Origin of the sequence: Paenibacillus tabacirhizosphaerae (genome assembly GCF_040812395.1) — a bacterium.
Taxonomy (GTDB): Bacteria; Bacillota; Bacilli; order Paenibacillales; family NBRC-103111; genus Paenibacillus_E.
This window is the reverse complement of record NZ_JBFNXH010000012.1, coordinates 115,652-135,812: the sequence shown is the minus strand read 5'-3', so window position 1 is coordinate 135,812 and position 20,161 is coordinate 115,652. Positions and strand designations below refer to the sequence as shown.

Sequence of the window (20,161 nt, the reverse complement as noted above, 5' to 3'; positions counted from 1 at the left end):
GTCATAGCTATGGACAATGTTAATAAAGACTATGATGTAATTATCATCGGAACGGGGCTTGCCGGATTGACAGCCGGCGCTTTGCTTGCTGAAGCCGGAGCAAATGTTCTGATGCTTGAGCAGCATTATGTCGTTGGCGGATGCGCCAGTTCCTTCAGAAGAAATCAATTCCTCTTCGATGCGGCCATTCATCTCGTTGGCGGATGCGAAAAGGGCGGAGAACTCCATTTGATCTACGAGAAGCTTGGTTTATCGGATAAAATCGAATTTATGGAAGTCGATCCGATGTATCGGGTGCAGGTGGCAAATGACCATTACGATATTCCAGCGAATGCAGATTTATTAGCAGATCGTATGCAGCGATGGTTTCCGGAAGACAGGCAGTCCATTCGGACAATATTGGCGGAAATCAAGCAGATCGGTGACATCCTGCTTAAAGGTGACTTCAACGTAGATTCGAAAACACTAATGAGACTGATGGAAATTGAGAAAATGTCTTTTGCTCAATATTTGCATGGAAAGTTCAAGCATCCCCATACTTCCAAAATTTTATGCTCCTTAATTGGTTATGCGGGAGTTCCGGCAAGCCAAGTTTCTGCCCTTTACATGATGAGTCTAATCATGAGCTACAGAGGCGGCGCCTTTTATCCACGCGGCAGCTCGCAGCAAATGGCCGACGTGTTGAAGGCGTATATTATCTCCAAAGGCGGCGAGATCAAAGTCAAGCGAAGAGTGGAAAGTATTATCCACAATGGCCAAGAGGCACAAGGCGTGATCGATCACAAAGGAAATAAATACTATGCTCCTATTACAATTTCTAACGCGGATATGATGAAAACGTACCGGGAGATGCTAGGAGAGGCGTATCTCCCTGATTCTTATCAGAAACGGTTGCGAGAGTTGACCCCCTCCAAATCTGCGGTGGTGCTCTATGGGGCCGTCAGGGATTCAGATCCGCATAACAAAGATTTTATGCATGAACTGTTTATGATTCCGGACGGCGATATGAATGACGAAAATTATTTTTTCTATGATCCGCTTAAGGAAAAATACGAACCATGGATATCCGTTTGCTGCCCCTCGGTCGCAGAATCGACGCTGGCGCCGGAAGGTTATTCGGTAGTAACGTTTATGTCCATGTGCGATGCGGACCACATCGAGAAAATTAGGGAAGAAAAGGGAAAGACTTTTTTACAAGAACATTACGTCGATTTATTGGAAAGGAAATTGCCCGGCATCAAAAATAAGCTCGTACTCCAGGAATTTGCCACCCCTCGAACGATTGAACGGTATACGCTCAACAGTAAGGGCGCCATTTACGGCTGGATGAAATCATTTAATCAACCATGGATGAACGACATGGGACCGGAGACTCCGATGAAAGGTTTATATTTGGCCGGGCATTGGACACGGAATGTTCATGGCGCTTATGGCGTCATGCGGTCCGGCAGACAGACAGCAGAACATATTCTGAGCAAACATGCTTATCCAACCGTAAATTACTCGATTGAGGCCATTCAATAATTGAGATTCGTTGTTGCCAGAACCGTAAGGGACTTTGCGAATCGGAGTTTCTTACGGTTTCTTTGTTCCCATTATCTAATCGTAGTAAAGAGGTGATTCTATTGAAGCCAAACGTAGTATACTGTTTAGCGCACGCTGGCGGGTCCTCCTCAACATTTAACAGTTGGAAAGCATATTTGGACGAATCGATTGAATGCATACCTATTGAATATCCCGGTCGAGGGAAAAGGTTTAATGAATCGCCTTACAGAGATATACAGGAAGCGGCAGAAGATGTGGTTATGCAAATTCATAGCACCGTGAAGTGCAGGAATTATGTCATTTTCGGTCACAGCATGGGTGGATTGGTTACGTATGAGACGATTCGAAAAATAACAGAGCGCCAATTTATCCAACCGATGCATGTATTCATCTCAGGGAAAAGCGCTCCTTTTCACGCGAAACCGCCTGCGCAATGTGAACATATTCTTTCAGACGAGAATTTTTTGAATCGCATTATACGTTTAGGCGGTACGACAAAGGAGGTTTTGGCTGACAAAGAATTGCTTCGTTATTTCCTTCCGATGATGAGAGCCGATTTTCGGATTGTCGAGACCTATCAATATCGCCGCCAATCCGAACCTTTGGATAACAAAGTTACCGTTTTATATGGAAACCATGACCAATCGCTTCTGGGAAACATTAGAGATTGGAATGCCGTTTTCAGTAAGGAGGTAAACTACGTCGAGTTTAACGGAGGGCACTTTTTTAATCAAGTGCACGAGAAGGAAATTGTTGGGCGGATAAATGCTGTATTTCACACTTATTGATGTTTAAAGTCTTTCTCCATGTTCGGCAGCACGTCAATGAAAGCGCGTAAGGCGCTGCTCACGAAGGAATCCTTGCGCGTGATGAATTCCGTTTTCATGAAGCTAAACGAATCCGGAAGGGCGTGCGCGCGGATAGTGCCTTCCTCCACTTGTCTAAGAATCACTTTTTTGGACAGGAGTGAAATGCCTAAACCTGCCGATACGCAGCCGATGATCGCCTCAAGCGTACCGAATTCCATGATGATCGATTGCGTCAAACCGCTTGCTCGCAGCCACTGTTCAAGGGTGTCCCGATAGGAGCATCCTGAACTAAAAACGAGAATGGGCTTCATGACGGCTTCTTTGAGATCGGCAACTGACGCTGCAGATGCAATAACAAGCTCATCCTCGTAAGCCGGAATCGATTGAAGCTCCGGATGATCGCATTTGCATCCGATGAAGGCGCCATCGAGCTCGTAGTGAAGTACCTTTTCTATCAATACTTGTGTGTGCCCGGTTGTGAGGGACAACAGCACATTCGGATTTCGATCATAGTAGGAGGTCAGCAATCTGGGCAGCCGGACTGCCGCAGCAGTCTGCGTCGACCCGATCTTCAGCGGTCCGCTTGGTTCAGCTTCAGAAGAGAGAGCCTTCGTCGCTTCATCCAATAGGCCTATGATTTTATCTGCATATTCGAGCAGCATGTTGCCGCTTGATGAAAGCGTCATGCCTCGATTGTGGCGTACGAAGAGCACGGTGCCGAGTTCCGCTTCCAACAGTTGAATCCTCGCGGTCACATTGGATTGCACGTATCCCAGCCGCATGGCGGCTTTCGTGATGGAGCCTTCGCGGGCAACCGCCTGAAAAACGCGTAATTCTGAGCTATCCATGTAATAACCTCCATTTATATGGGATGAGGGAATGTTTCGTTCTTATCATCATTATTTATGATATATACTATCTATAACAATCATTATACATAAAACCGTTCCTCGCTTACAATAACATCATCACTTACAAAAGAGTGACGGGGAGGGAATCGGAATGAACAAATTCAAGTATATCGGTCTTGTGGTATTGACCACATTGATTATGGGCATTGCCTTTCCAGTTGGTAAAATGGGTCTAGCCTATGCACCGCCTTTTTTTCTGATGGGTATCCGCTTCGTGTTGGCAGGCGGATTGCTGGCAATCATCGTCGTGAAGAAAGCCAGGCCTCGCGGTGCGAAGATGTGGTTGCAGGCTGCGGTAATCGGGCTATTCCAATCCGCAGGCGTGATGGGCTGCGCTTACTACAGCATGCGATGGATTACTTCAGGCGAATCCTCTATTATCACCTGCACGAATCCGCTGCTTGTCATCGTCCTCGGGAAGCTGCTGACCGGAGCTGTGTATCGCGGCAGCCAATGGTGGGGCGTCGCTGTCGGCTTTGTCGGCGTCGTCATTACGTTCGGCCTCCATATGGACATCAACCCGGGCACCTTCATTTCCTTCGCAGGCGCACTTTGCTTCGCTACGGCGACACTGCTCATTAAACGGTGGGGTCAAGCGTTCGATATGACCGTTCTCGCCGCGTACCAAATGCTTGCCGGCGGCAGCGCACTGCTCATTCTCAGCCTGCTCACCGAGCGGCCCACGTTTATGATCACAAGCGCATCCATAACGGTTGTATTATGGCTGGCGATTGTTTGCTCCATTGTTCAGTTCTCGGTCTGGTTCTATTTGCTGCGAAATGGAGATCCAGCCAAAACGAGCTCCTTTCTCTTTCTAGTCCCATTGTTCGGCGTTCTCTCCTCCTGGCTGCTGCTTGGCGAGAAGGTGGAATGGTATGTAGGATTAGGCGGAGCCTTTATCTGCGCCGGCATTTTTCTGGTCAACTGGGAGAAGAAGAGAGTGGCTGCAAGGCTGGCAGTTGGGCACTGATATAATCATTTTTGGGAACCAAGGGCCAAAATTGTCCTGACATCTAATAATGAATGATATAATGAACGTAACCATCCTGTTTACGATCAGCGGATAACGGTATCTTGAAGAAAGGAAGGACTCGTTTATGAAGTGGATATTTTTTGTTGCGATCCTTTTTCTTGCACTCGTATGCGGTTATAGCGTGGTTTCGAGGATGAAAAAGAAGCGTAATTCCAATAAGGTGATTCGCCTGCCCAAACGCAGAAGTGCATCATCCGATACAAGCAAGGGCAAGCAACCTTGTTCGTTTTGTCGGAAAAAGATATCGGATCTTTCCTTCTACGCGGATGAGAATGGAAGCGTGGTTGGCGTCTGCAAGCTGTGCAAGCCGCACGCGGAACGCAGGGCGTTAATGAGATTGTAGAGCATGAACCTAACCTTTCCTGACGGTTATTGTCGGGGAAGGTTTTCTTTACATTTACCGCTTCGATCTGTGATAGATCGTCTTTTTGCACGGGTGAGCGGAACGTGGGTGCGTTAAGCGGTGGAATTTATGGTTGTAGGGATATTTCGCGGAACTACCGTGCGTTATGAGCAGGAAATGCTGGGTTGTAGGCACGTTTTCGCTCATTTAACGCACCCTAGTTCCGCTTCAGGGGGAGAAAAGGGACGTTACCGTGGATTAAGGCATCGTAGTTCCGTGGATATCGCTGTGCATGGGGCATGGGAGATCCGGCAGTACCTCCTCGGTTTTCATGCGAAGCTTGCGGAGGCGACATGTACCCGGAATCTTACAGGGGTGTTCATGGATAGGAATACCGAATCGAGGATCGGTTAGGGAAAAGAGAAGTGGACGGCAGCACAGAGCAGAACAAATGGGAATGGATGTGGGGTGGGAAAGCGATAGCGGTTGGAATCCCATACCCAATAACATACCCAATAACATACCCAATAACATACCCAATAACATACCCAATAACATACCCAATAACATACCCAATTCCCTCCCCATGCCTGGACGTATGGGTATAGAAAGGGTTTTATGTCGCTGCTACTCCCCATTATTGGGAATATGTTACAATTGACAAGGGAACATTCGCATACGTATAAACTGAATAAAGCTTAGGAGGCGATCCTAGTGCAGGAGTTAGTTGGTCATTGTCAAACATGCAGGAAGCCGATTTATTGTCAATCCGGTTTTCTTAACGGTGTAGTATTGGAAGATAACTCCCTGTTATGTATGGATTGTGCGGAGAAGAAGCAATCTTCAACTTAAAAAGCTGTTCCAGAAATTTTAAATTTAACTCAGAAGAATTCCTCATGTATCGAATAATGATCGTGGAAGACGATCCGAAAATTGCAGATTTGCTACAATTTTATATCCGGAAGTATGGGGGTGAGGGGATTGTGGTTAACGATTTTTGAGCGCGTTCTAGCTTATTGGTTGGGCTTGTGTTCTTTACGTTCGCGGCAAGCTTTATTTACTTCCGCCTGTATGCCGATAGAGAGCGGGACGAGAAGCAGTATCATATGATATCGAAGACTGGATTAAGCAGGGGAGAACTCGGGGAAATAGTGAACGGGCAGTTGTCGCTCATGTTTTTCTGCCCAATTCGATAGCGATGATACCGTATAATTGTGTAGGTTCCGCATAGGCACATACCCAAATATTCACCTGGCATTGACAAATCTAACTGTAAATATTATTATTACAGTATACAAAAGATTTTAATATCTGATGACAGGTGGTGTAGAAAAATGACTTTTGAGATAAGCGACTGGGTGAAAGGCAAAACGGAAATTGGCGAGCTTATACAGGGTTATATTGAATCGATTCATGATGTGAAGGTGAACGTGAACGTTCTTCAATCAGATAACGAAGAGATTATTGGAACCATCATAAGTGTGCCTAAGCATCGATTAAAAAAGCAGACAGTAATTTCATTGCAAGATGAAGGGCTTATTAAAGCGTTAATTGATATTGCTTTAACGGCGCGAGACGAGGCTTGGTTTCTGGAACTTTCGGAGAGATTACGACTCATTGAGCAACCTGCGAGTCCCATTGAGACCATTTCTACCGCCTTCTTGCCTTCCACAAATCGCTTGGGCTCCCCCGGCATGAAATAAAGCTTTGCATAAAGATTTCGTTTTTCAAATGGTAAAGAAGAACTCAATCCGACATCGGGTTGAGTTTTTTTCGAAATACCGCCTCGATCTGAGGTAAATCGTCTTTTTGCACGAGTGAGCGGAACGTGGGTGCGTTAAGAGGTGATATTTTCGGTTGTAGGGACATTTCGCGGAACTACCGTGCGTTATGAGCAGGAAATGCTGGGTTTCAGGCACGTTTTCGCTCATTTAACGCACCCTAGTTCCGCTTCAGGGGGGAGAAAAGGGACGTTACCGTGGAATAAGGCACCGTAGTTCCGTCGATATCGCTGTGCATGGTCCAGCAGTATCTCCTCCTCGGGCGCGCGTTGTGCGCCGCCGCATCGTGTTAGCCACAATTTTGGCCTTTTATTCCCAATTTGGCTGCCTCCCCCCACAAATCGGCAAGAAAGAAAGAATACTATACATACGTGTACTCCACCTCCAGACTATGATTAGACACTTGAATGAGGAGGAAATGTGTAATGTTCAAGCAATTTGACAAATTATATGGGATAGATTTAGGAACGTCGAACACGGTTATTTTCGAAAAGGGGAAGGGGATCGTGCTCAATGAGCCATCTGTCATCGCGATGAATCAACATACAGGCGAGCTGCTCGCCGCAGGCACGGAAGCGCGAGCGATGATTGGCCGGGCCCCTGCTCATGTGGATATCACGTATCCGTTAACGAATGGCGTTATCGCCAGCTTTGACAAAACAAGCAGCATGCTTCAATATTTTATAAAAAAAATTCAAGGCCGGGGATCTTTCCTGAGAAGCTCTCAAATTTACATTTCGGTGCCTTGCGGAATTACGAATGTGCAAAAACGGGCCATTGAAGAAACTGTCGTGCACAAAGGCGCTAAAAAGGCGATAACGGTTGAGGAGCCTTTGGCAGCAGCATTGGGCGCGGGACTTCGGCTTGACGAGCCGATGGGGCATTTGGTGCTCGACATTGGCGGCGGTACCTGCCAAGTGGCGATTTTATCGCTCGGAGGCGTCGTTGCCAGCCATACGATCAACCGGGCAGGCATGTCGATTGATCGTGACATTAAGGATTATGTGAAACGGCAGTATAATCTGGAGATTGGGGAACGGACCGCAGAGGCCATCAAGCAGCAAATTGGTACGGCCAGCACGAATTGCGTAGAGCGTACGCTCGATATTCGGGGACGGGATTTGATTGATGGATTGCCGCGATCGATCCGGTTAACCTCCGGGGAAATATTCACGGTTATGAATGATTTCCTGGGTATACTGATCGAGGCGATTCGCGCGACCTTGGAGCTATGCCCGCCTGAACTGGCAGGAGATGTGATGGAGCAGGGGATTTTGCTGTGCGGAGGAGGTGCCCTGCTGGAAGGCATTGATGAGCGGATCCGCGCAGAGACAGGGGTTCCCGTCCATATTGCAGATTTCCCGCTTGAATGTACAGCGCTCGGCACGGGGATGATGCTGGGCGTACAGGGAAGTAAGAGGCGGCCCGCATCGCAGAAGGAGATGCCTGAAGAAACGACAGTCGTTCAATCGTAATCAAGTAAGCTTAGTCTGAGTTTCGCGGACTAAGCTTATTTTTTTGCATATGATAGAAGAGGAAGTGAGTCTAACGGAGGCGATCGTATGGAAACGATGCTGAGAACCATGTTTCAGGCATTAGGCAAAAGCCGCTCCGCGAATCGATTAGCCAAAAGATTCGGCCTTCGGTTTGGCGCTGCCCGTTTTGTAGCCGGTGAGAGCCTCATGCAAGCGGTCGACGCTGTGCGCGCACTCAATCAGGATGGCCGGCTCGCGACACTGGATCATCTCGGAGAATTCATCTTCTCTGAAGAAGAAGCGAAGCAGGCAGCGGATATGTGCATCGACACGTTAGCGGCGATCGCAAGCTCGGAGGTGAGGTCCAACCTCTCTTTGAAAATGACCTCGCTCGGGCTGGATATCAGCAAGGAAATTTGCTTAAGCCATATGAAGCGGATCCTGGAGGAAGCCCGACAGCGCGGAAACTTTGTGCGAATCGATATGGAGGACTATGCGCACTGCCAAGTCTCGCTTGATATCTACCGCGAGCTGCGGGAGCATTACGACAATGTGGGGATCGTTCTTCAAGCGTATTTGTTCCGTACTGAGCAGGATATCAAGGATTTGCACGCGCTTGGAGCTAACCTGCGTCTTGTCAAAGGCGCTTATAAGGAAACAGCCGAAGTAGCTTTTGCACAAAAAAAGGACGTGGACGACAATTACAGAAAAATAATTCGCATGCATCTGCTGCAAGGTCATTACACGGCGATTGCCAGCCATGATGAAGCGATCATCCATTTTACGAAACAGCTTGTAAGCGAGAACGGGATTTCCCGGGATCAGTTTGAATTTCAAATGCTGTATGGCATTCGCGAAGATTTGCAAAACCAACTGGTTAAAGAAGGATTCCGGGTTCGCGTTTATGTGCCGTATGGGGTTGATTGGTTTGGCTATTTGATGAGGCGTTTGGCGGAACGGCCAGCTAATGGCTGGTTTGTTCTTAAAAATTTGTTTAAATAAGCCCGAAAGGGGAAGGAGCCGCACCCATGAGCCGATTTGCTAAGATACCCGCTTATGCGAATGAACCGTTTACCGACTTTACTTCCGATGAAAATAAGCAAGCGATAAGAGCCGCTATTGCCAACGTGAAAAAGGAGCTAGGCCAAGATTACCCGCTCCATATCGGGTCTGAGAAGGTAATGACCGAAGCGAAAATCGAGTCCCTGAACCCGGGAAATGTGGATGAAGTTATTGGCTACGTCAGCAAAGCCGATCAGGCATTGGCGGAAAAAGCGATGGGAGCCGCGCTCGCCTTGTTCGAATCGTGGAAAAGGGTGCCTGTACGCGAACGTGCGGAATATTTGATCCAGGCTGCAAAACGTATGCGTGAGCGGAAGCATGAATTTTCGGCGCTCCTGATTCTGGAAGCAGGCAAAAACTATGCAGAGGCGGACGTAGAAGTCGCAGAAGCTATAGATTTCCTGGAGTTCTATGCACGCGAAAGCATCCGATGGAGCGAAATCAATGACACGCAGCCCTTAGCGAAAATTGCGGGTGAAGATAACAGCATCGCCTATATCCCGCTTGGCGTTGGCGTCATCATTCCGCCTTGGAACTTCCCGCTTGCGATATGTGCGGGGATGACAGTTGCAGCGGTAGTGGCGGGCAATACGGTTCTGTTGAAGCCTGCGTCTGCAACCCCGGTGATTGCCTATAAATTTGTTCAATTAATGGAGGAAGTCGGCCTTCCTGCCGGTGTCATATCTTATATCCCGGGCAGCGGCGCGGAAATCGGCGATTATTTGACGATGCATCCGAAGACGCGCTTCATCAGCTTCACCGGCTCCAAAGAGGTGGGACTGCGCATCAACAAGCTGGCTGCTGACACCGCTCCGGGCCAAATCTGGATCAAACGCGTCATTGCAGAAATGGGCGGGAAAGACGGCGTTATCGTCGATGAAACGGCTGATCTGGATGCGGCAGCCGCAGCGATTGTCGCCTCCGCGTTCGGGTTCCAAGGGCAAAAATGCTCCTCTGGCTCAAGAGCAATCATCGTAGAATCCGTCTATGATGCCGTTGCCCATAAAGTAGTTGCTTTGACGAAAGGGCTGGGGATCGGTCTGCCGGAGGATAATTTCCCCGCGGGCCCGGTCATCGATAAGATTTCATACGAAAGGATCCTGAATTATATCGAGGTTGGCAATCAGGAAGGCAATTTGCTAGCCGGCGGCGGGAAAGCGGAAGGCAACGGTTATTATATTCAGCCGACCGTCTTCGGTGACGTGACCGGCAAAGCGCGGATTATGCAGGAAGAGATCTTTGGGCCTGTATTGGCGCTTGCCAAAGCGAAAGATTGGCAGGATGCGATTTCGCTCTATAACGATACCGAGTTCGGTTTGACAGGATCCTACTTTTCTGCGAATGAGGATCGTATCGCGGCGGCTATGGAAACTGTCCATTGCGGAAACTTGTATATTAACCGCAAATGCACAGGCGCGTTGGTCGGCGTACACCCATTCGGAGGCTTCAATATGTCAGGGACAGATTCCAAAGCCGGCGGTTATGATTACCTGCTGCTCTTCATGCAGGCGAAAATAACGTCTCGCAAGAGATAAGGATCAGAGTGATAAACATCACAGCCCTTGAAGCGGAATTCGTTTACGATGTTCGTATCCAAAACAAAGAGGTGATCGAACATGCTGTACGCTCAAATATTAGTTGCTTATGATGGTTCCGAAGCTTCGGTGAAGGCGCTGGATTCCGCTTTGAAATTAGCCAAACTTAACCATTTCTCGAAATTGGAAATTATCCATGTGTTTAATCTACCTACGTATGTTGTCGGTACGTCTATCGTTATTCCTCCTATCTCCATCGAGAACAATTACGTGGACTTTTCGGACCAGATTATTGCGGAGTTGAAAGAGAAAATCGTCGATTTCACGCACACGCATATCGAAATTAAACAAGGGCCAATCGCTAAAACTATTATCGAGTATGCGGATGAAATTGATGCTGATCTCATTGTTGTCGGTAGCAGGGGACTGAGCAGTTTTGGTGAATTCGTGCTGGGCAGCGTCAGCCATAATGTGGTTCACCATGCGAAGAAGCCGGTTCTTGTTGTGAAATAAGCGATTGGATAGAGGAACGAAAAAAAGCGACCGTTGAGGTCGCTTTTTTGTTGAGTAACCTTTGCCAACCCTTTATGGGTTTCAGGTGCGTTTTGACCTAATCAGCGGAGTTCCGCTGAGCGGATGAAAAGTGGATTTTGCAGGGGGACAGCACACTGTAGTTCCGCGAGCTGGGCATGAATAGAGCGTGAGCTGGGCGTGAATAGAGCGCAATCAGCGCTCGGACCTTCCTAGCTGAAGCCTGAGTCACGATTACGCAACTCACTGAGCGACAGCGTCGCTTACGCAAGATGCTCTTTATACGGGTCGAGCGGAACGTGAGTGCGCTATGGATCGCCATTTGGGCTTATTGGATGGATTCGCGGAACGTCAGTTCGCTATTTGTAGGAAATTACAGGTTTTAAGGGGTTTTAAGCTCGTATTAACCTGATTAGCGCACCGTAGTTCCGCTGAGCGGATGAAAAGTGGATTTTGCAGGGTGATAGCACACTGTAGTTCCGCGAGCTGGGCGTGAACAGAGTGCGAGCTAGACGTGAATAGAGTGCTAACTGGGCATGAATAGAGCGCGATCAGCGCTAGGACTGTTCCTAGTTGAAGCCTGAGTCACGATTACGTATCTCGCTGAGCGACAGCGTCGCTTACGTAAGATGCTCTTTATACGGGTCGAGCGGAACGTGAGTGCGCTATGGATAGCCATTTGGGCTCATTGGATGGATTCGTGGAACGTCAGTTCGCTATTTGTAGGAAATTACAGGTTTTAAGGGGTTTTAAGCTCATATTAACCTGATTAGCGCACCGTAGTTCCGTTGAACGGATGAAAGGTGGATTTTGCAGGGTGATAGCGTACTGTAGTTCCGCGAGCTGGGCATGAATAGAGCGTGAGCTGGGCAAGCTGGGCGTAAATAGAGCGCAATCAGCGCTCGGACCTTCCTAGCTGAAACCTGAGTCACGATTACGTATCTCGCTGAGCGACAGCGTCGCTTACGCAAGATGCTCTTTATACGGATCGAGCGGAACGTGAGTGCGTTATGGATCGCCATTTGGGCTCATTGATGAATTTGCGGAACGTCAGTTCGCTATTTGTAGGAAACTAGAGGTCTTAAGCTCATATTAACCTAATTAGCGCACCGTAGTTCCGTTGAACGGATGAAAGGTGGATTTTGCAGGGTGATAGCGTACTGTAGTTCCGCGAGCTGGGCATGAATAGAGCGTGAGCTAGGCGTAAATAGAGCGCAATCAGCGCTCGAACTGTTCCTAGCTGAAGCCTGAGTCACGATTACGCATTTCATAGCGCTCTTCGGCACCGTAACATCCCCACAGCTCAGACTCCAGCAGTTTAGTGCTCCGGCACGGCAACTCAATCCCGCAACAGTACCCCTGACGTGCCCTGACGTGCCCTGACGTGCCCTGACGTGCCGGACGTGCCCCGACGTGCCCTGACGTGCCCTGACGTGCCCTGGCGTGCCCCGACGTGCCTCCCCCCAGCAACTCCGAGTTCATCCCGTGGAGGCCTGCAGAAGCGCTTCGTCGCTAGGGTTATTCTTATCGTCTTGGCCGTCAGCAAAAGCCAGCACCTTCCAAGCTTCGCTTACAAGGTTCAAGATTCTTCTGTCGATGTGATTAAAATCATAGTGGATCTCTGCTTAACATTGTACGCTTATCTCATAAGGAAACCTTAATTCAACGGGTCGTGAAAATAGCGAGGGAGTGACATCAACATGGCAATTACAAATACAATCGTAGAAGCAAAATTCGGCATATAAGGAAGTCGACTATTGAGCATAGGAAGGAACTGAACTAAGGGTATCTTTTAGGAGGGATGGAACCATGCTGTATACAGCGACAGGTTACAAGCTGGGAATGGCTGCTGCTAATCCTATACAATTGTCAAAAGCAGTAGAACGTTGGGAGGAAGAGCATGCCAGCTTGAGAAGCAAAATAAGAAATTTAGAATTGCATACCAAGGAAATTTGGCTGCTGGAAGACCCGCTTAAAGCGTATCACGCCCTACGAGCTCTTCAACATGCAACCGCTGATTTCGTCATGGAATTAGAGCGGCACGCAAACTGGGAGGAACAGGAACTTTTCGCCTTCCTCCAAGCCTATTTCGGGTTTGAGACGGGGCCAACCATATTGCCATCCTTTTGGGTACTTGAGAAGGACCATGAGCTGGCCGATTCGTTCATACAGTCGTTTAACGAGGCAATGCATGCACTCACACCGGATCTCGCTTCTAAAAAAAACGTAGAGGAAGCGGCCTCGCATCTGCTGCAAGCTTGTTTCATTTTAAATGATCATATTACGATGGAAGAACATCTGGTTTTTCCGCTGACAGAGCAAGTTTTTACGGCATTTGAATATTTCTTCTCCTAGGATGGGCCTGGTTTGAGCTTCACATTCTGCAAATATCCACAGGACAATTCTCGCAATGACAAATATCGCGCAAATAGACCAGGTCCTTAATGACAATATGTCCGCTTTGGAATTCAACAACGTCTGCCTTTTTCATCTCGCTGAGCATACGGTTTACACTCTCACGCGTAGCGCCAATCATATCGGCGATTTCGGTATGATTGATTTTATAGTCGATCCATGTTTGCTCTCCTTGCTTTTTTCCATAGGAATTGCTTAACCGGATAAGCAGGGAACAGAGGGCGCCAGGCTTCCCGAACATCATCAAATCGCGCAATTTCGTTTCCGTCATCCGGTGAACAAGCCCCATCCATTTCATAAATTCGATAGCCAGGTCGCCATGCTGCCACAACAACACTTCGAGATCCTTCCTCAGCATTACGCCAATTTCACTATCTTCTGTCACTTCGGCGCTTATACTTTGGACCGAGTCATGAAAAGGATCGACTTGGCCGAACATATCTCCCGATTGATAGAGGTACAAAATAAAGTTTTTACCCGTCTCCGAAACTTTCGTGCTGCGGACGCCTCCTTTATGCACAAAATACAATTTGTCGGCCGGATCGCCCTCCCAGAAGAGGTAATCCCCTTTATTCGCATGTTTTGTATACATGATGCTTTGCAATCGATTGAAATTTTCGGCTGAGAAATAATTGGAAATCCCCTTGCTGGTTGTGGTCATCATTGGCCAACAGCTCCTTCGGTTTCGTTGTTAATCTCATTATAAATGAGTTGGAAACAACGGGTTATCGGGAGTTCCACTGATTTTTTGATGCTCCAAATTCTTCGTAAACCCTGATGCGGAAATCAGGAGTTTCCCTGACTTACAACCGCCTGCGGAAAGATTACAATGAAATATAAACGACAGTGACGAGGTGGTCAGTCGCAACGTTGGAGGTGATCAACATGACTGATGCAGGTATACAACTCATGCAGGCATTAGAAGGCCTGCGCGCTTTGACGTCCAGCGATTTTGCTGCGCTGGCTCGGCTTCATGATCCTCAGCAGCGATTCCGCTGGACCTATGTAACCGGGAATCAAAATGATCGAAACAAACATATGACGATCAAAGTAGGGCAAGGCTTGTCGGGTTCCGTGCTGCGATTCGGCAGGTGGGCGAAACTCGATGACGGGAGCTCGGATCGGGATTGGGCCCGGCTTGAATGCCCTCTGATGCTTGCGGAACAATTAAAGACAGCAGCCGCATTTCCTATTTATCTGGAATCCGCCATTACGGGAATTTTGTTCCTCGGCAAACGTACTCAATCCGTCTATCAACCAGATGAGATCGATCACGCTCAAGAAGCGATACCGACATTCGCTATGTTTCTGGGGCAGCTCATTCATGAACATGTACAATGAATGATAGGTGAGAAGTCGATTTTTTGATATGATAGGGGAAAGAGGTTCGTTTAGGAGGAAAAACATGATTAAAGTGCTTATTGTCGATGATCACGCTGTAGTGAGATCCGGGCTCATGCATCTGCTTCATGGCAAGCATCAAATTGAAGTCGCCGGCGAAGCGGCAGATGGGAAAGAAGGCATTGATTGCGCGAAGCAGCTCAGACCGGATGTCGTGCTGATGGATATCAATATGCCGCAGGGGATGGATGGACTCACTGCGACAGCAGAATTAAAAGAGCAAATCCCCGATATAGCCATTTTGATTCTAACTATGCACGATGACGATGAGTATCTGTTTCGAGCGATCCATGCCGGAGCTTCCGGGTATATTTTGAAAAGCGCTCCGCACGAAGAACTCGTAACGGCCATTCAATGCGTTGCTACCGGCAATGCGTATTTGTATCCAACCGCAACGAAACGACTCATGAAGGAATACTTGGAAAAGCTTAAGCACGGAGAGCATGCGGGAACCTATGAATCCCTTACAGAACGGGAAAGAGAAGTTCTTGCGTTCATCGCGAAAGGGTTTTCGAATAAGGAGATTGCCGAGCAGCTCATTATTAGCGTGAAGACGGTAGAAACGCACAAAAGCAATGTCATGGAAAAGCTGGGACTGCGAACAAGGCCTGAATTAGTCCGATATGCAGCGAAGAAGGGACTGTTGAACTTTGAATAAGGAAATTCCCTACGACGAAGTTCTGAAGCAGTCTCTTAAACAGTTGGCTGATGTTAAATTTGCGCTGGACGAGTCTTCGATCGTTGCAACAACTGATCACAAGGGCAAAATTAGTTATGTAAACGATAAGTTTTGTGAAATTTCCAAGTACAGCCGGGAGGAGCTTTTGGGGCAGGATCATCGGATTATTAACTCCGGCTTTCATAGCAAAGAGTTCATGTCAGATCTGTGGCATACGATAGCAGCAGGTAAAGTGTGGCATGGGGACATTAAAAATAAAGCAAAAGACGGTTCGTATTACTGGGTGAATACGACGATTGTGCCATTTTTGAATGAATCAGGCACTCCTTATCAATACATGGCTATACGCAACGAGGTCACGCAGCTGAAAAAAGTCGAAGAAGAGCTACAGCAGTTGATGGCACGGGTGATGCAGATTCAAGAGGAGGAACGGAGCCGGTTTTCCCGCGAGCTGCACGACGGAATCGGACAAAGCTTGTTTTCTTTGATCATCCAGATGGATCGGTTGATGGGGGAAGAGCGGAACCCGGAACTCATGAATCTGAGGCAGGGAATTTCGTCCGTTATCGAAGAAGTTCGCGGTCTGGCTTGGGAGCTTCGTCCCTCCGTGTTGGACGATCTTGGCGTCGTTCCGGCGATCCGCACATACATTGAAAATTATGCGGAGCATTACGGGATTCGCGTTAGTTTGGACAATAATTTGCGAAAACGTCTGGATCCGTTGGTGGAAACGACAATCTATCGGGTGATCCAAGAGGCGCTGAAAAATATTGCCAAATACGCGGACGTCTCCGAGGCAGGTGTGTATGTGCATGAAGGCGAATCCGATGTAGAGGTTACGATCTCAGATAAGGGCAAGGGATTTATTAGGAACAGAAACGCCAAAGGCGTCGGCCTGCTCAGCATGGAGGAACGCGCCAAAAGCGTGGGCGGACAGTTCGTCCTGCAATCGGAACCAGGCAAAGGAACGACTGTTTCGTTGCTTGTGCCGAAACAGACGCAATGAAGAACCGGGCTAGCTGCCGGGAAAGCGCAGCAGTGCGGTGGAGCGCTCAGCGTGTTCTGGCTTGAGCAAGCGAGCCGTGCAATGGCGATTGCTCGTTGTGCTCGGCCAGCGGAATGTGAGTACGCTATTGACCGGCTTTTGCGCTTGCTGCTTGATTTCGCGGAACGTGAGTGCGCTATTCGCACCAAATGTGGGATCTATGCCCCACAAATCCTTGAATAGCGTACCCCCGTTCCGCTTTATTGTTAAAAATGGGACTTTCCCGGGGAATAGCGTCTCATTGTTCCACGCAAAGCGATCCGCTCAGTCTTATCGGACAGATACAACGCAGTACGGAAAATGACAGAAACCGCCGTAACCCGAACGGTATATACGGCGGCGCGAGGTCGGAGAGGTCGGAGACTAACTGTCTCCGACTTTTTTCACAAGGACGAGCCTTTCAGCAAGTCCTTCGTTTTTTGATCTAGCGTTTGGGCGTCAAGAGCACCTAACATGGCATCGACAATAACACCATTTTTATCGAGGAAAAAAGTCGAGGGAATGGGCTGGATACGGTAGTTGGCGGCAGTTTCACCTGTTTTGTCCAGTACTACGGGGAAGCGGAAATTGTATCGCTGCACGAATGCCTGCACTTTTTCGAGAGAATCGAGCGTTGTCAGGTTAACCGCCACGATGTGGATGTCCGAACCATGTGTCTCATAGAGCTTGGCAAAGTTAGGCGCCTCATCGACGCAAGGACCGCACCAGGAAGCCCAGAAATTCACGATGGTGGGCTTTCCTTGGAAAGAGGCTAGCGAATAGGTTTGTCCGTCAAGCCCTTCAAGCGCAAAGCCGGGAGCTTTCAGACCGATCTCTACGCCTTCTCCCGGCGGCAGAGCGGATTTGGACGCCGAGGGGTGCTGGTAGAAGACAAAGCCCAGACAAATAAGAATGGCCGCAAGAATGGCCCATTGCGTTGTTTTTTTCATTGTCGTCGACCTCCGCGCGCCAGTTTATTTCGCTTCACTGACTTCAAATTTGGCGGAAATCATCTGATGGGCATCTGAGGTGGTGGCATGAACGAGCACATAGTAAACGCCAGTCTCAACGAAGGAGCCTTTCAGCACATAGCCGCTCGCGGCATCATACTTGGCTTCCTGCTGATAATGAGCGCCGTCATCTTGATCCGCTTTCCAAATCTCAAGGATAACATTGGCGTCTTTGACCGTCTTGGTTCCTTTGGTCAGCACAGCTGTCAGATTCACAGGAGTTCCTGTGGTAATGGTTTGCGGACTCGTCGAAAAAGCAATCTTCAGCTCCTGACCGGGTGAATTCACGCCTGACGCCTCCGCTGTAGCCGTTCCAGCCGAGCCGCAGGCCGGGAGAACGCTAAGCAGGACGGGCAGTGCGAGGAGAGGGAGCAGCGAGCGAAATCTCATAAGTGATCCTCATTTCTACATGCAGGTTGGCGTTAAATTTTCTCCGGAACAAGGTGGAGAATTTCAAGAATCTCTGAACGATATTTGAAAAATTCGGGACTGTTGCGCGCCCGCGGCTTAAGCAGGCGAATATCGATAATTTCCTTAATCTCCGCAGGCCGCGGCGTCATAACGATCACGCGATCGCTAAGGTAGACGGCTTCGTCTATGTCATGAGTGACGAGCACCATGGTCGTTCCGCGTTCGCGCCAGATGCGTAAAATTTCATCTTGCAAATTCATGCGCGTGAAGGCATCCAAAGCGCCAAGCGGCTCATCCAGCAGCAGCACCTTCGGGTGGTTGACCAAAGCTCGCGCTAACGCAGCGCGCTGAGCCATACCCCCTGACAGCATATGTGGATAAACCTTCTCGAAGCCTTTTAGGCCTACCAGGTTGATGTAGGCGTCAACCTCATGGCTTTGCTGCTTGAGGATGCCGCGGGCTTCCAGCCCGCTGGCTACGTTATCCCACACATTTTTCCATGGAAACAGCGTAGGGTCCTGGAAAACGAGTCCCCGCGAGTAATGAGCACCCTCAATAACTTCCCCATCCAGGGAAACGGTTCCTGAGGTCGGTTGGTCAAGGCCGGCGATCAAGCGCAGCAGTGTGGACTTGCCACAACCGCTGGGGCCGATTAACGATACGAATTCGCCGGCCTTAATATCCAAATTGACATCGCTGAGCGCGACGAGGTCTGCTCCATCCGTATTCTGAAAGACACGGCCGACCTTGCGGACGGAGATGCTTCCTCTTTCTGGCGAGGCTACCATTTGATCAGCCCCTTTTGCCAAATTAACACTTTATCTTTCACTTTAAAGAGCAGCGTGATGATCCCAGAGAAGAGCAGTGCCATAATGAATAGAGCAGCATACACCTTGTAGTATTCGCCCCAACCCTGCGCCCACGTGATATAAAAGCCGAGACCGGCTTTCACGCCCAGCATTTCGGCGACAATCAAAGTGACGAATGAGGTTCCCGTGCCCATAAATAAGCCGATAAAAATTTGCGGGAAAGCGGCAGGAATCGCGATTTTTCGAATCAAATATTGCTCATTGGCTCCCAAGGTTTTAGCAACTTCGAAAAAAGATTTATTCACATTCGAAATTCCCGTCCATGTCATGACGGTGACAGGGAACCAGGCGGCGAGGACAAGCAGGAAGACGCTGGCAGAGAAACTTGTCGGGAATACGACCAGTACGATGGGAATCCAAGCGGTCGAAGGAATGGGGCCTAGAATACGGATAAACGGATTGACCCAATAGCGAAATTGGTGGTACCAACCCATCAGAATGCCTGTAGCGAGACCCAGGATGGTTCCGATTGTGTACCCGAGGACGAGCAGTCTAAGCGAATAAGCCGTACTTACGGCCAGACTGTCGAATTCGTGGATGATCGCATCCAGCACTTTGATTTGCGAGGGGAAATAAGGCATTGGCAGCAGGCCCCATTTCTGCGTGAGAAGCTCCCAGAGAACGAAAAGAAATAAACTAAGCGAAGCTAGCGGCGCATGCTCTGACAGGTTGCTCTTCACGTTCGGTTTCCACACCGCTAAGAACGACCATCCCGCATAAAATACGGCCAGAAGCAACAGAATTCCGGTATAAGCGGAATTAGAAGCTACGACTTGCCGGTTTGGCACCAACAGGTGCGCGAGAAGCGAAAACAAGATGACAACGACAGGCAGCGATCGTTTTGAAAAGACGGATTGAATCCAGTGGTGCGAACGCACACCTTGGTTAATAATAAGATGCTCGGCAGATTCCATAACAGCTGCTAACCTCCTTCATGTTTGTGCCAGACATTTGGCTTCGAGAGCATTCACTTCATATAAAAAAACACAAATCGCCCGCAGCGATTTGTGTTTCCAGTGAACTAGTGAACACAATACATTTAAATACAATAATTCCCATTCGTTTAATATGAATTTATCACCCTGCCCACGCGCTGTCAATCCAATCTTTTTAAAATTTTTAGTATTGACATCAAGCGAATGAATACATAGAATAGATACCAGATATTGGTATTATTAAGTCAATTGGATTACTAGGTATTAGTTGACCGGTTCGCTGGAAACTAAATTCTTTCCTCTCAAGCGGGGGAAATGGATTTAGTTTTTTTTGTTTGCATATCAATTTCGGGAGATGAGGCTTATACGCAAAGAAGGGTAGTTTACATAAG

Annotated in this window: 18 protein-coding genes and 2 pseudogenes; 14 read left to right on the top strand and 6 right to left on the bottom strand. The window is 48.5% G+C overall.

Annotated elements, in window-relative coordinates; translation table 11 throughout:
• Nucleotides 1-9 precede the first annotated feature (9 nt).
• A complete protein-coding gene (locus tag ABRS97_RS20115) occupies nucleotides 10-1,524 on the top strand; it encodes a phytoene desaturase family protein (RefSeq protein ID WP_367816921.1) in 1,515 nt (504 codons plus the stop codon).
• A gap of 101 nt (nucleotides 1,525-1,625) precedes the next feature.
• A complete protein-coding gene (locus ABRS97_RS20110) occupies nucleotides 1,626-2,333 on the top strand; it encodes a thioesterase II family protein (protein ID WP_367816919.1) in 708 nt (235 codons plus the stop codon).
• On the opposite strand, the gene ABRS97_RS20105 is transcribed toward ABRS97_RS20110, so the two are convergent.
• Nucleotides 2,327-3,202 carry a LysR family transcriptional regulator gene (locus tag ABRS97_RS20105; RefSeq protein WP_367816918.1) on the bottom strand — a complete coding sequence of 292 codons (876 nt, stop codon included), beginning with the start codon at nucleotides 3,200-3,202 and terminating at the stop codon, nucleotides 2,327-2,329. The two genes, ABRS97_RS20110 and ABRS97_RS20105, sit on opposite strands and share 7 nt — an antisense overlap.
• A gap of 154 nt (nucleotides 3,203-3,356) precedes the next feature.
• On the opposite strand from ABRS97_RS20105, the gene ABRS97_RS20100 reads away from it, so the two are divergent.
• From ABRS97_RS20100 to ABRS97_RS20060, 9 genes and pseudogenes are all read left to right on the top strand, one after another.
• On the top strand, nucleotides 3,357-4,235 hold the full coding sequence (locus ABRS97_RS20100) for a DMT family transporter (RefSeq protein ID WP_367816916.1): 879 nt from the start codon (nucleotides 3,357-3,359) through the stop codon (nucleotides 4,233-4,235).
• Between the two features lie 1,302 nt (nucleotides 4,236-5,537).
• Nucleotides 5,538-5,639, top strand: a pseudogene (locus tag ABRS97_RS20095) (DNA-binding response regulator); the annotation flags it as partial.
• Nucleotides 5,640-5,648: 9 nt separating this feature from the next.
• Nucleotides 5,649-5,831: pseudogene (locus ABRS97_RS20090) on the top strand (ABC transporter permease); the annotation flags it as partial.
• 144 nt (nucleotides 5,832-5,975) lie between these two features.
• On the top strand, nucleotides 5,976-6,344 hold the full coding sequence (locus ABRS97_RS20085) for a hypothetical protein (RefSeq protein WP_367816915.1): 369 nt from the start codon (nucleotides 5,976-5,978) through the stop codon (nucleotides 6,342-6,344).
• A gap of 503 nt (nucleotides 6,345-6,847) precedes the next feature.
• Nucleotides 6,848-7,897, top strand: a complete 1,050-nt coding sequence (gene mreB / locus ABRS97_RS20080) for a rod shape-determining protein (RefSeq protein ID WP_367816913.1) — start codon at nucleotides 6,848-6,850, stop codon at nucleotides 7,895-7,897.
• 87 nt (nucleotides 7,898-7,984) lie between these two features.
• Nucleotides 7,985-8,899 carry a proline dehydrogenase family protein gene (locus tag ABRS97_RS20075; protein ID WP_367816911.1) on the top strand — a complete coding sequence of 305 codons (915 nt, stop codon included), beginning with the start codon at nucleotides 7,985-7,987 and terminating at the stop codon, nucleotides 8,897-8,899.
• Nucleotides 8,900-8,925: 26 nt separating this feature from the next.
• On the top strand, nucleotides 8,926-10,494 hold the full coding sequence (gene pruA, locus ABRS97_RS20070) for an L-glutamate gamma-semialdehyde dehydrogenase (protein WP_367816909.1): 1,569 nt from the start codon (nucleotides 8,926-8,928) through the stop codon (nucleotides 10,492-10,494).
• A gap of 81 nt (nucleotides 10,495-10,575) precedes the next feature.
• Nucleotides 10,576-11,007 carry a universal stress protein gene (locus ABRS97_RS20065; protein WP_367816907.1) on the top strand — a complete coding sequence of 144 codons (432 nt, stop codon included), beginning with the start codon at nucleotides 10,576-10,578 and terminating at the stop codon, nucleotides 11,005-11,007.
• Between the two features lie 1,827 nt (nucleotides 11,008-12,834).
• Complete coding sequence (locus ABRS97_RS20060; RefSeq protein WP_367816906.1) at nucleotides 12,835-13,380, top strand: hemerythrin domain-containing protein; 546 nt, start codon at nucleotides 12,835-12,837, stop codon at nucleotides 13,378-13,380.
• A 19-nt stretch (nucleotides 13,381-13,399) separates the two neighbouring features.
• Here the strand turns inward: ABRS97_RS20060 and ABRS97_RS20055 are convergent, their stop codons facing one another.
• Nucleotides 13,400-14,104 carry a Crp/Fnr family transcriptional regulator gene (locus ABRS97_RS20055; RefSeq protein WP_367816905.1) on the bottom strand — a complete coding sequence of 235 codons (705 nt, stop codon included), beginning with the start codon at nucleotides 14,102-14,104 and terminating at the stop codon, nucleotides 13,400-13,402.
• Nucleotides 14,105-14,325: 221 nt separating this feature from the next.
• Between ABRS97_RS20055 and ABRS97_RS20050 the strand changes: the two genes are divergently transcribed.
• From ABRS97_RS20050 to ABRS97_RS20040, 3 genes are all read left to right on the top strand, one after another.
• On the top strand, nucleotides 14,326-14,781 hold the full coding sequence (locus tag ABRS97_RS20050; protein ID WP_367816904.1) for a GAF domain-containing protein: 456 nt from the start codon (nucleotides 14,326-14,328) through the stop codon (nucleotides 14,779-14,781).
• Nucleotides 14,782-14,845: 64 nt separating this feature from the next.
• Entirely contained in the window at nucleotides 14,846-15,499 is a 654-nt protein-coding gene (locus ABRS97_RS20045; protein ID WP_367816902.1) for a response regulator, read from the top strand.
• A complete protein-coding gene (locus ABRS97_RS20040) occupies nucleotides 15,492-16,526 on the top strand; it encodes a PAS domain-containing sensor histidine kinase (RefSeq protein ID WP_367816900.1) in 1,035 nt (344 codons plus the stop codon). Before ABRS97_RS20045 ends, ABRS97_RS20040 begins: the two co-directional genes overlap by 8 nt.
• Nucleotides 16,527-16,948: 422 nt before the next feature.
• Here ABRS97_RS20040 and ABRS97_RS20035 read toward each other — a convergent pair whose 3' ends face one another.
• Genes ABRS97_RS20035 through ABRS97_RS20020 form a run of 4 tightly spaced genes read right to left on the bottom strand, consistent with a single transcriptional unit; the run spans nucleotide 16,949 to nucleotide 19,748 of the window.
• Entirely contained in the window at nucleotides 16,949-17,494 is a 546-nt protein-coding gene (locus tag ABRS97_RS20035; RefSeq protein ID WP_367816898.1) for a TlpA family protein disulfide reductase, read from the bottom strand.
• A 24-nt stretch (nucleotides 17,495-17,518) separates the two neighbouring features.
• A complete protein-coding gene (locus ABRS97_RS20030) occupies nucleotides 17,519-17,944 on the bottom strand; it encodes a FixH family protein (protein WP_367816896.1) in 426 nt (141 codons plus the stop codon).
• Nucleotides 17,945-17,976: 32 nt separating this feature from the next.
• Complete coding sequence (locus tag ABRS97_RS20025) at nucleotides 17,977-18,753, bottom strand: ABC transporter ATP-binding protein (RefSeq protein ID WP_367816895.1); 777 nt, start codon at nucleotides 18,751-18,753, stop codon at nucleotides 17,977-17,979.
• Entirely contained in the window at nucleotides 18,747-19,748 is a 1,002-nt protein-coding gene (locus ABRS97_RS20020; RefSeq protein ID WP_367816893.1) for an ABC transporter permease, read from the bottom strand. Before ABRS97_RS20020 ends, ABRS97_RS20025 begins: the two co-directional genes overlap by 7 nt.
• Nucleotides 19,749-20,161 lie beyond the last annotated feature (413 nt).

Coding starts and splice junctions, on each gene's coding strand:
- ABRS97_RS20115 (WP_367816921.1), top strand. CDS start 10: ATGGACAATGTTAATAAAGACTATGATGTAATTATCATCGGAACGGGG.
- ABRS97_RS20105 (WP_367816918.1), bottom strand. CDS start 3,202: ATGGATAGCTCAGAATTACGCGTTTTTCAGGCGGTTGCCCGCGAAGGC.
- ABRS97_RS20100 (WP_367816916.1), top strand. CDS start 3,357: ATGAACAAATTCAAGTATATCGGTCTTGTGGTATTGACCACATTGATT.
- ABRS97_RS20085 (WP_367816915.1), top strand. CDS start 5,976: ATGACTTTTGAGATAAGCGACTGGGTGAAAGGCAAAACGGAAATTGGC.
- mreB (WP_367816913.1), top strand. CDS start 6,848: ATGTTCAAGCAATTTGACAAATTATATGGGATAGATTTAGGAACGTCG.
- ABRS97_RS20075 (WP_367816911.1), top strand. CDS start 7,985: ATGGAAACGATGCTGAGAACCATGTTTCAGGCATTAGGCAAAAGCCGC.
- pruA (WP_367816909.1), top strand. CDS start 8,926: ATGAGCCGATTTGCTAAGATACCCGCTTATGCGAATGAACCGTTTACC.
- ABRS97_RS20065 (WP_367816907.1), top strand. CDS start 10,576: ATGCTGTACGCTCAAATATTAGTTGCTTATGATGGTTCCGAAGCTTCG.
- ABRS97_RS20060 (WP_367816906.1), top strand. CDS start 12,835: ATGCTGTATACAGCGACAGGTTACAAGCTGGGAATGGCTGCTGCTAAT.
- ABRS97_RS20055 (WP_367816905.1), bottom strand. CDS start 14,104: ATGATGACCACAACCAGCAAGGGGATTTCCAATTATTTCTCAGCCGAA.
- ABRS97_RS20050 (WP_367816904.1), top strand. CDS start 14,326: ATGACTGATGCAGGTATACAACTCATGCAGGCATTAGAAGGCCTGCGC.
- ABRS97_RS20045 (WP_367816902.1), top strand. CDS start 14,846: ATGATTAAAGTGCTTATTGTCGATGATCACGCTGTAGTGAGATCCGGG.
- ABRS97_RS20035 (WP_367816898.1), bottom strand. CDS start 17,494: ATGAAAAAAACAACGCAATGGGCCATTCTTGCGGCCATTCTTATTTGT.
- ABRS97_RS20030 (WP_367816896.1), bottom strand. CDS start 17,944: ATGAGATTTCGCTCGCTGCTCCCTCTCCTCGCACTGCCCGTCCTGCTT.
- ABRS97_RS20025 (WP_367816895.1), bottom strand. CDS start 18,753: ATGGTAGCCTCGCCAGAAAGAGGAAGCATCTCCGTCCGCAAGGTCGGC.
- ABRS97_RS20020 (WP_367816893.1), bottom strand. CDS start 19,748: ATGGAATCTGCCGAGCATCTTATTATTAACCAAGGTGTGCGTTCGCAC.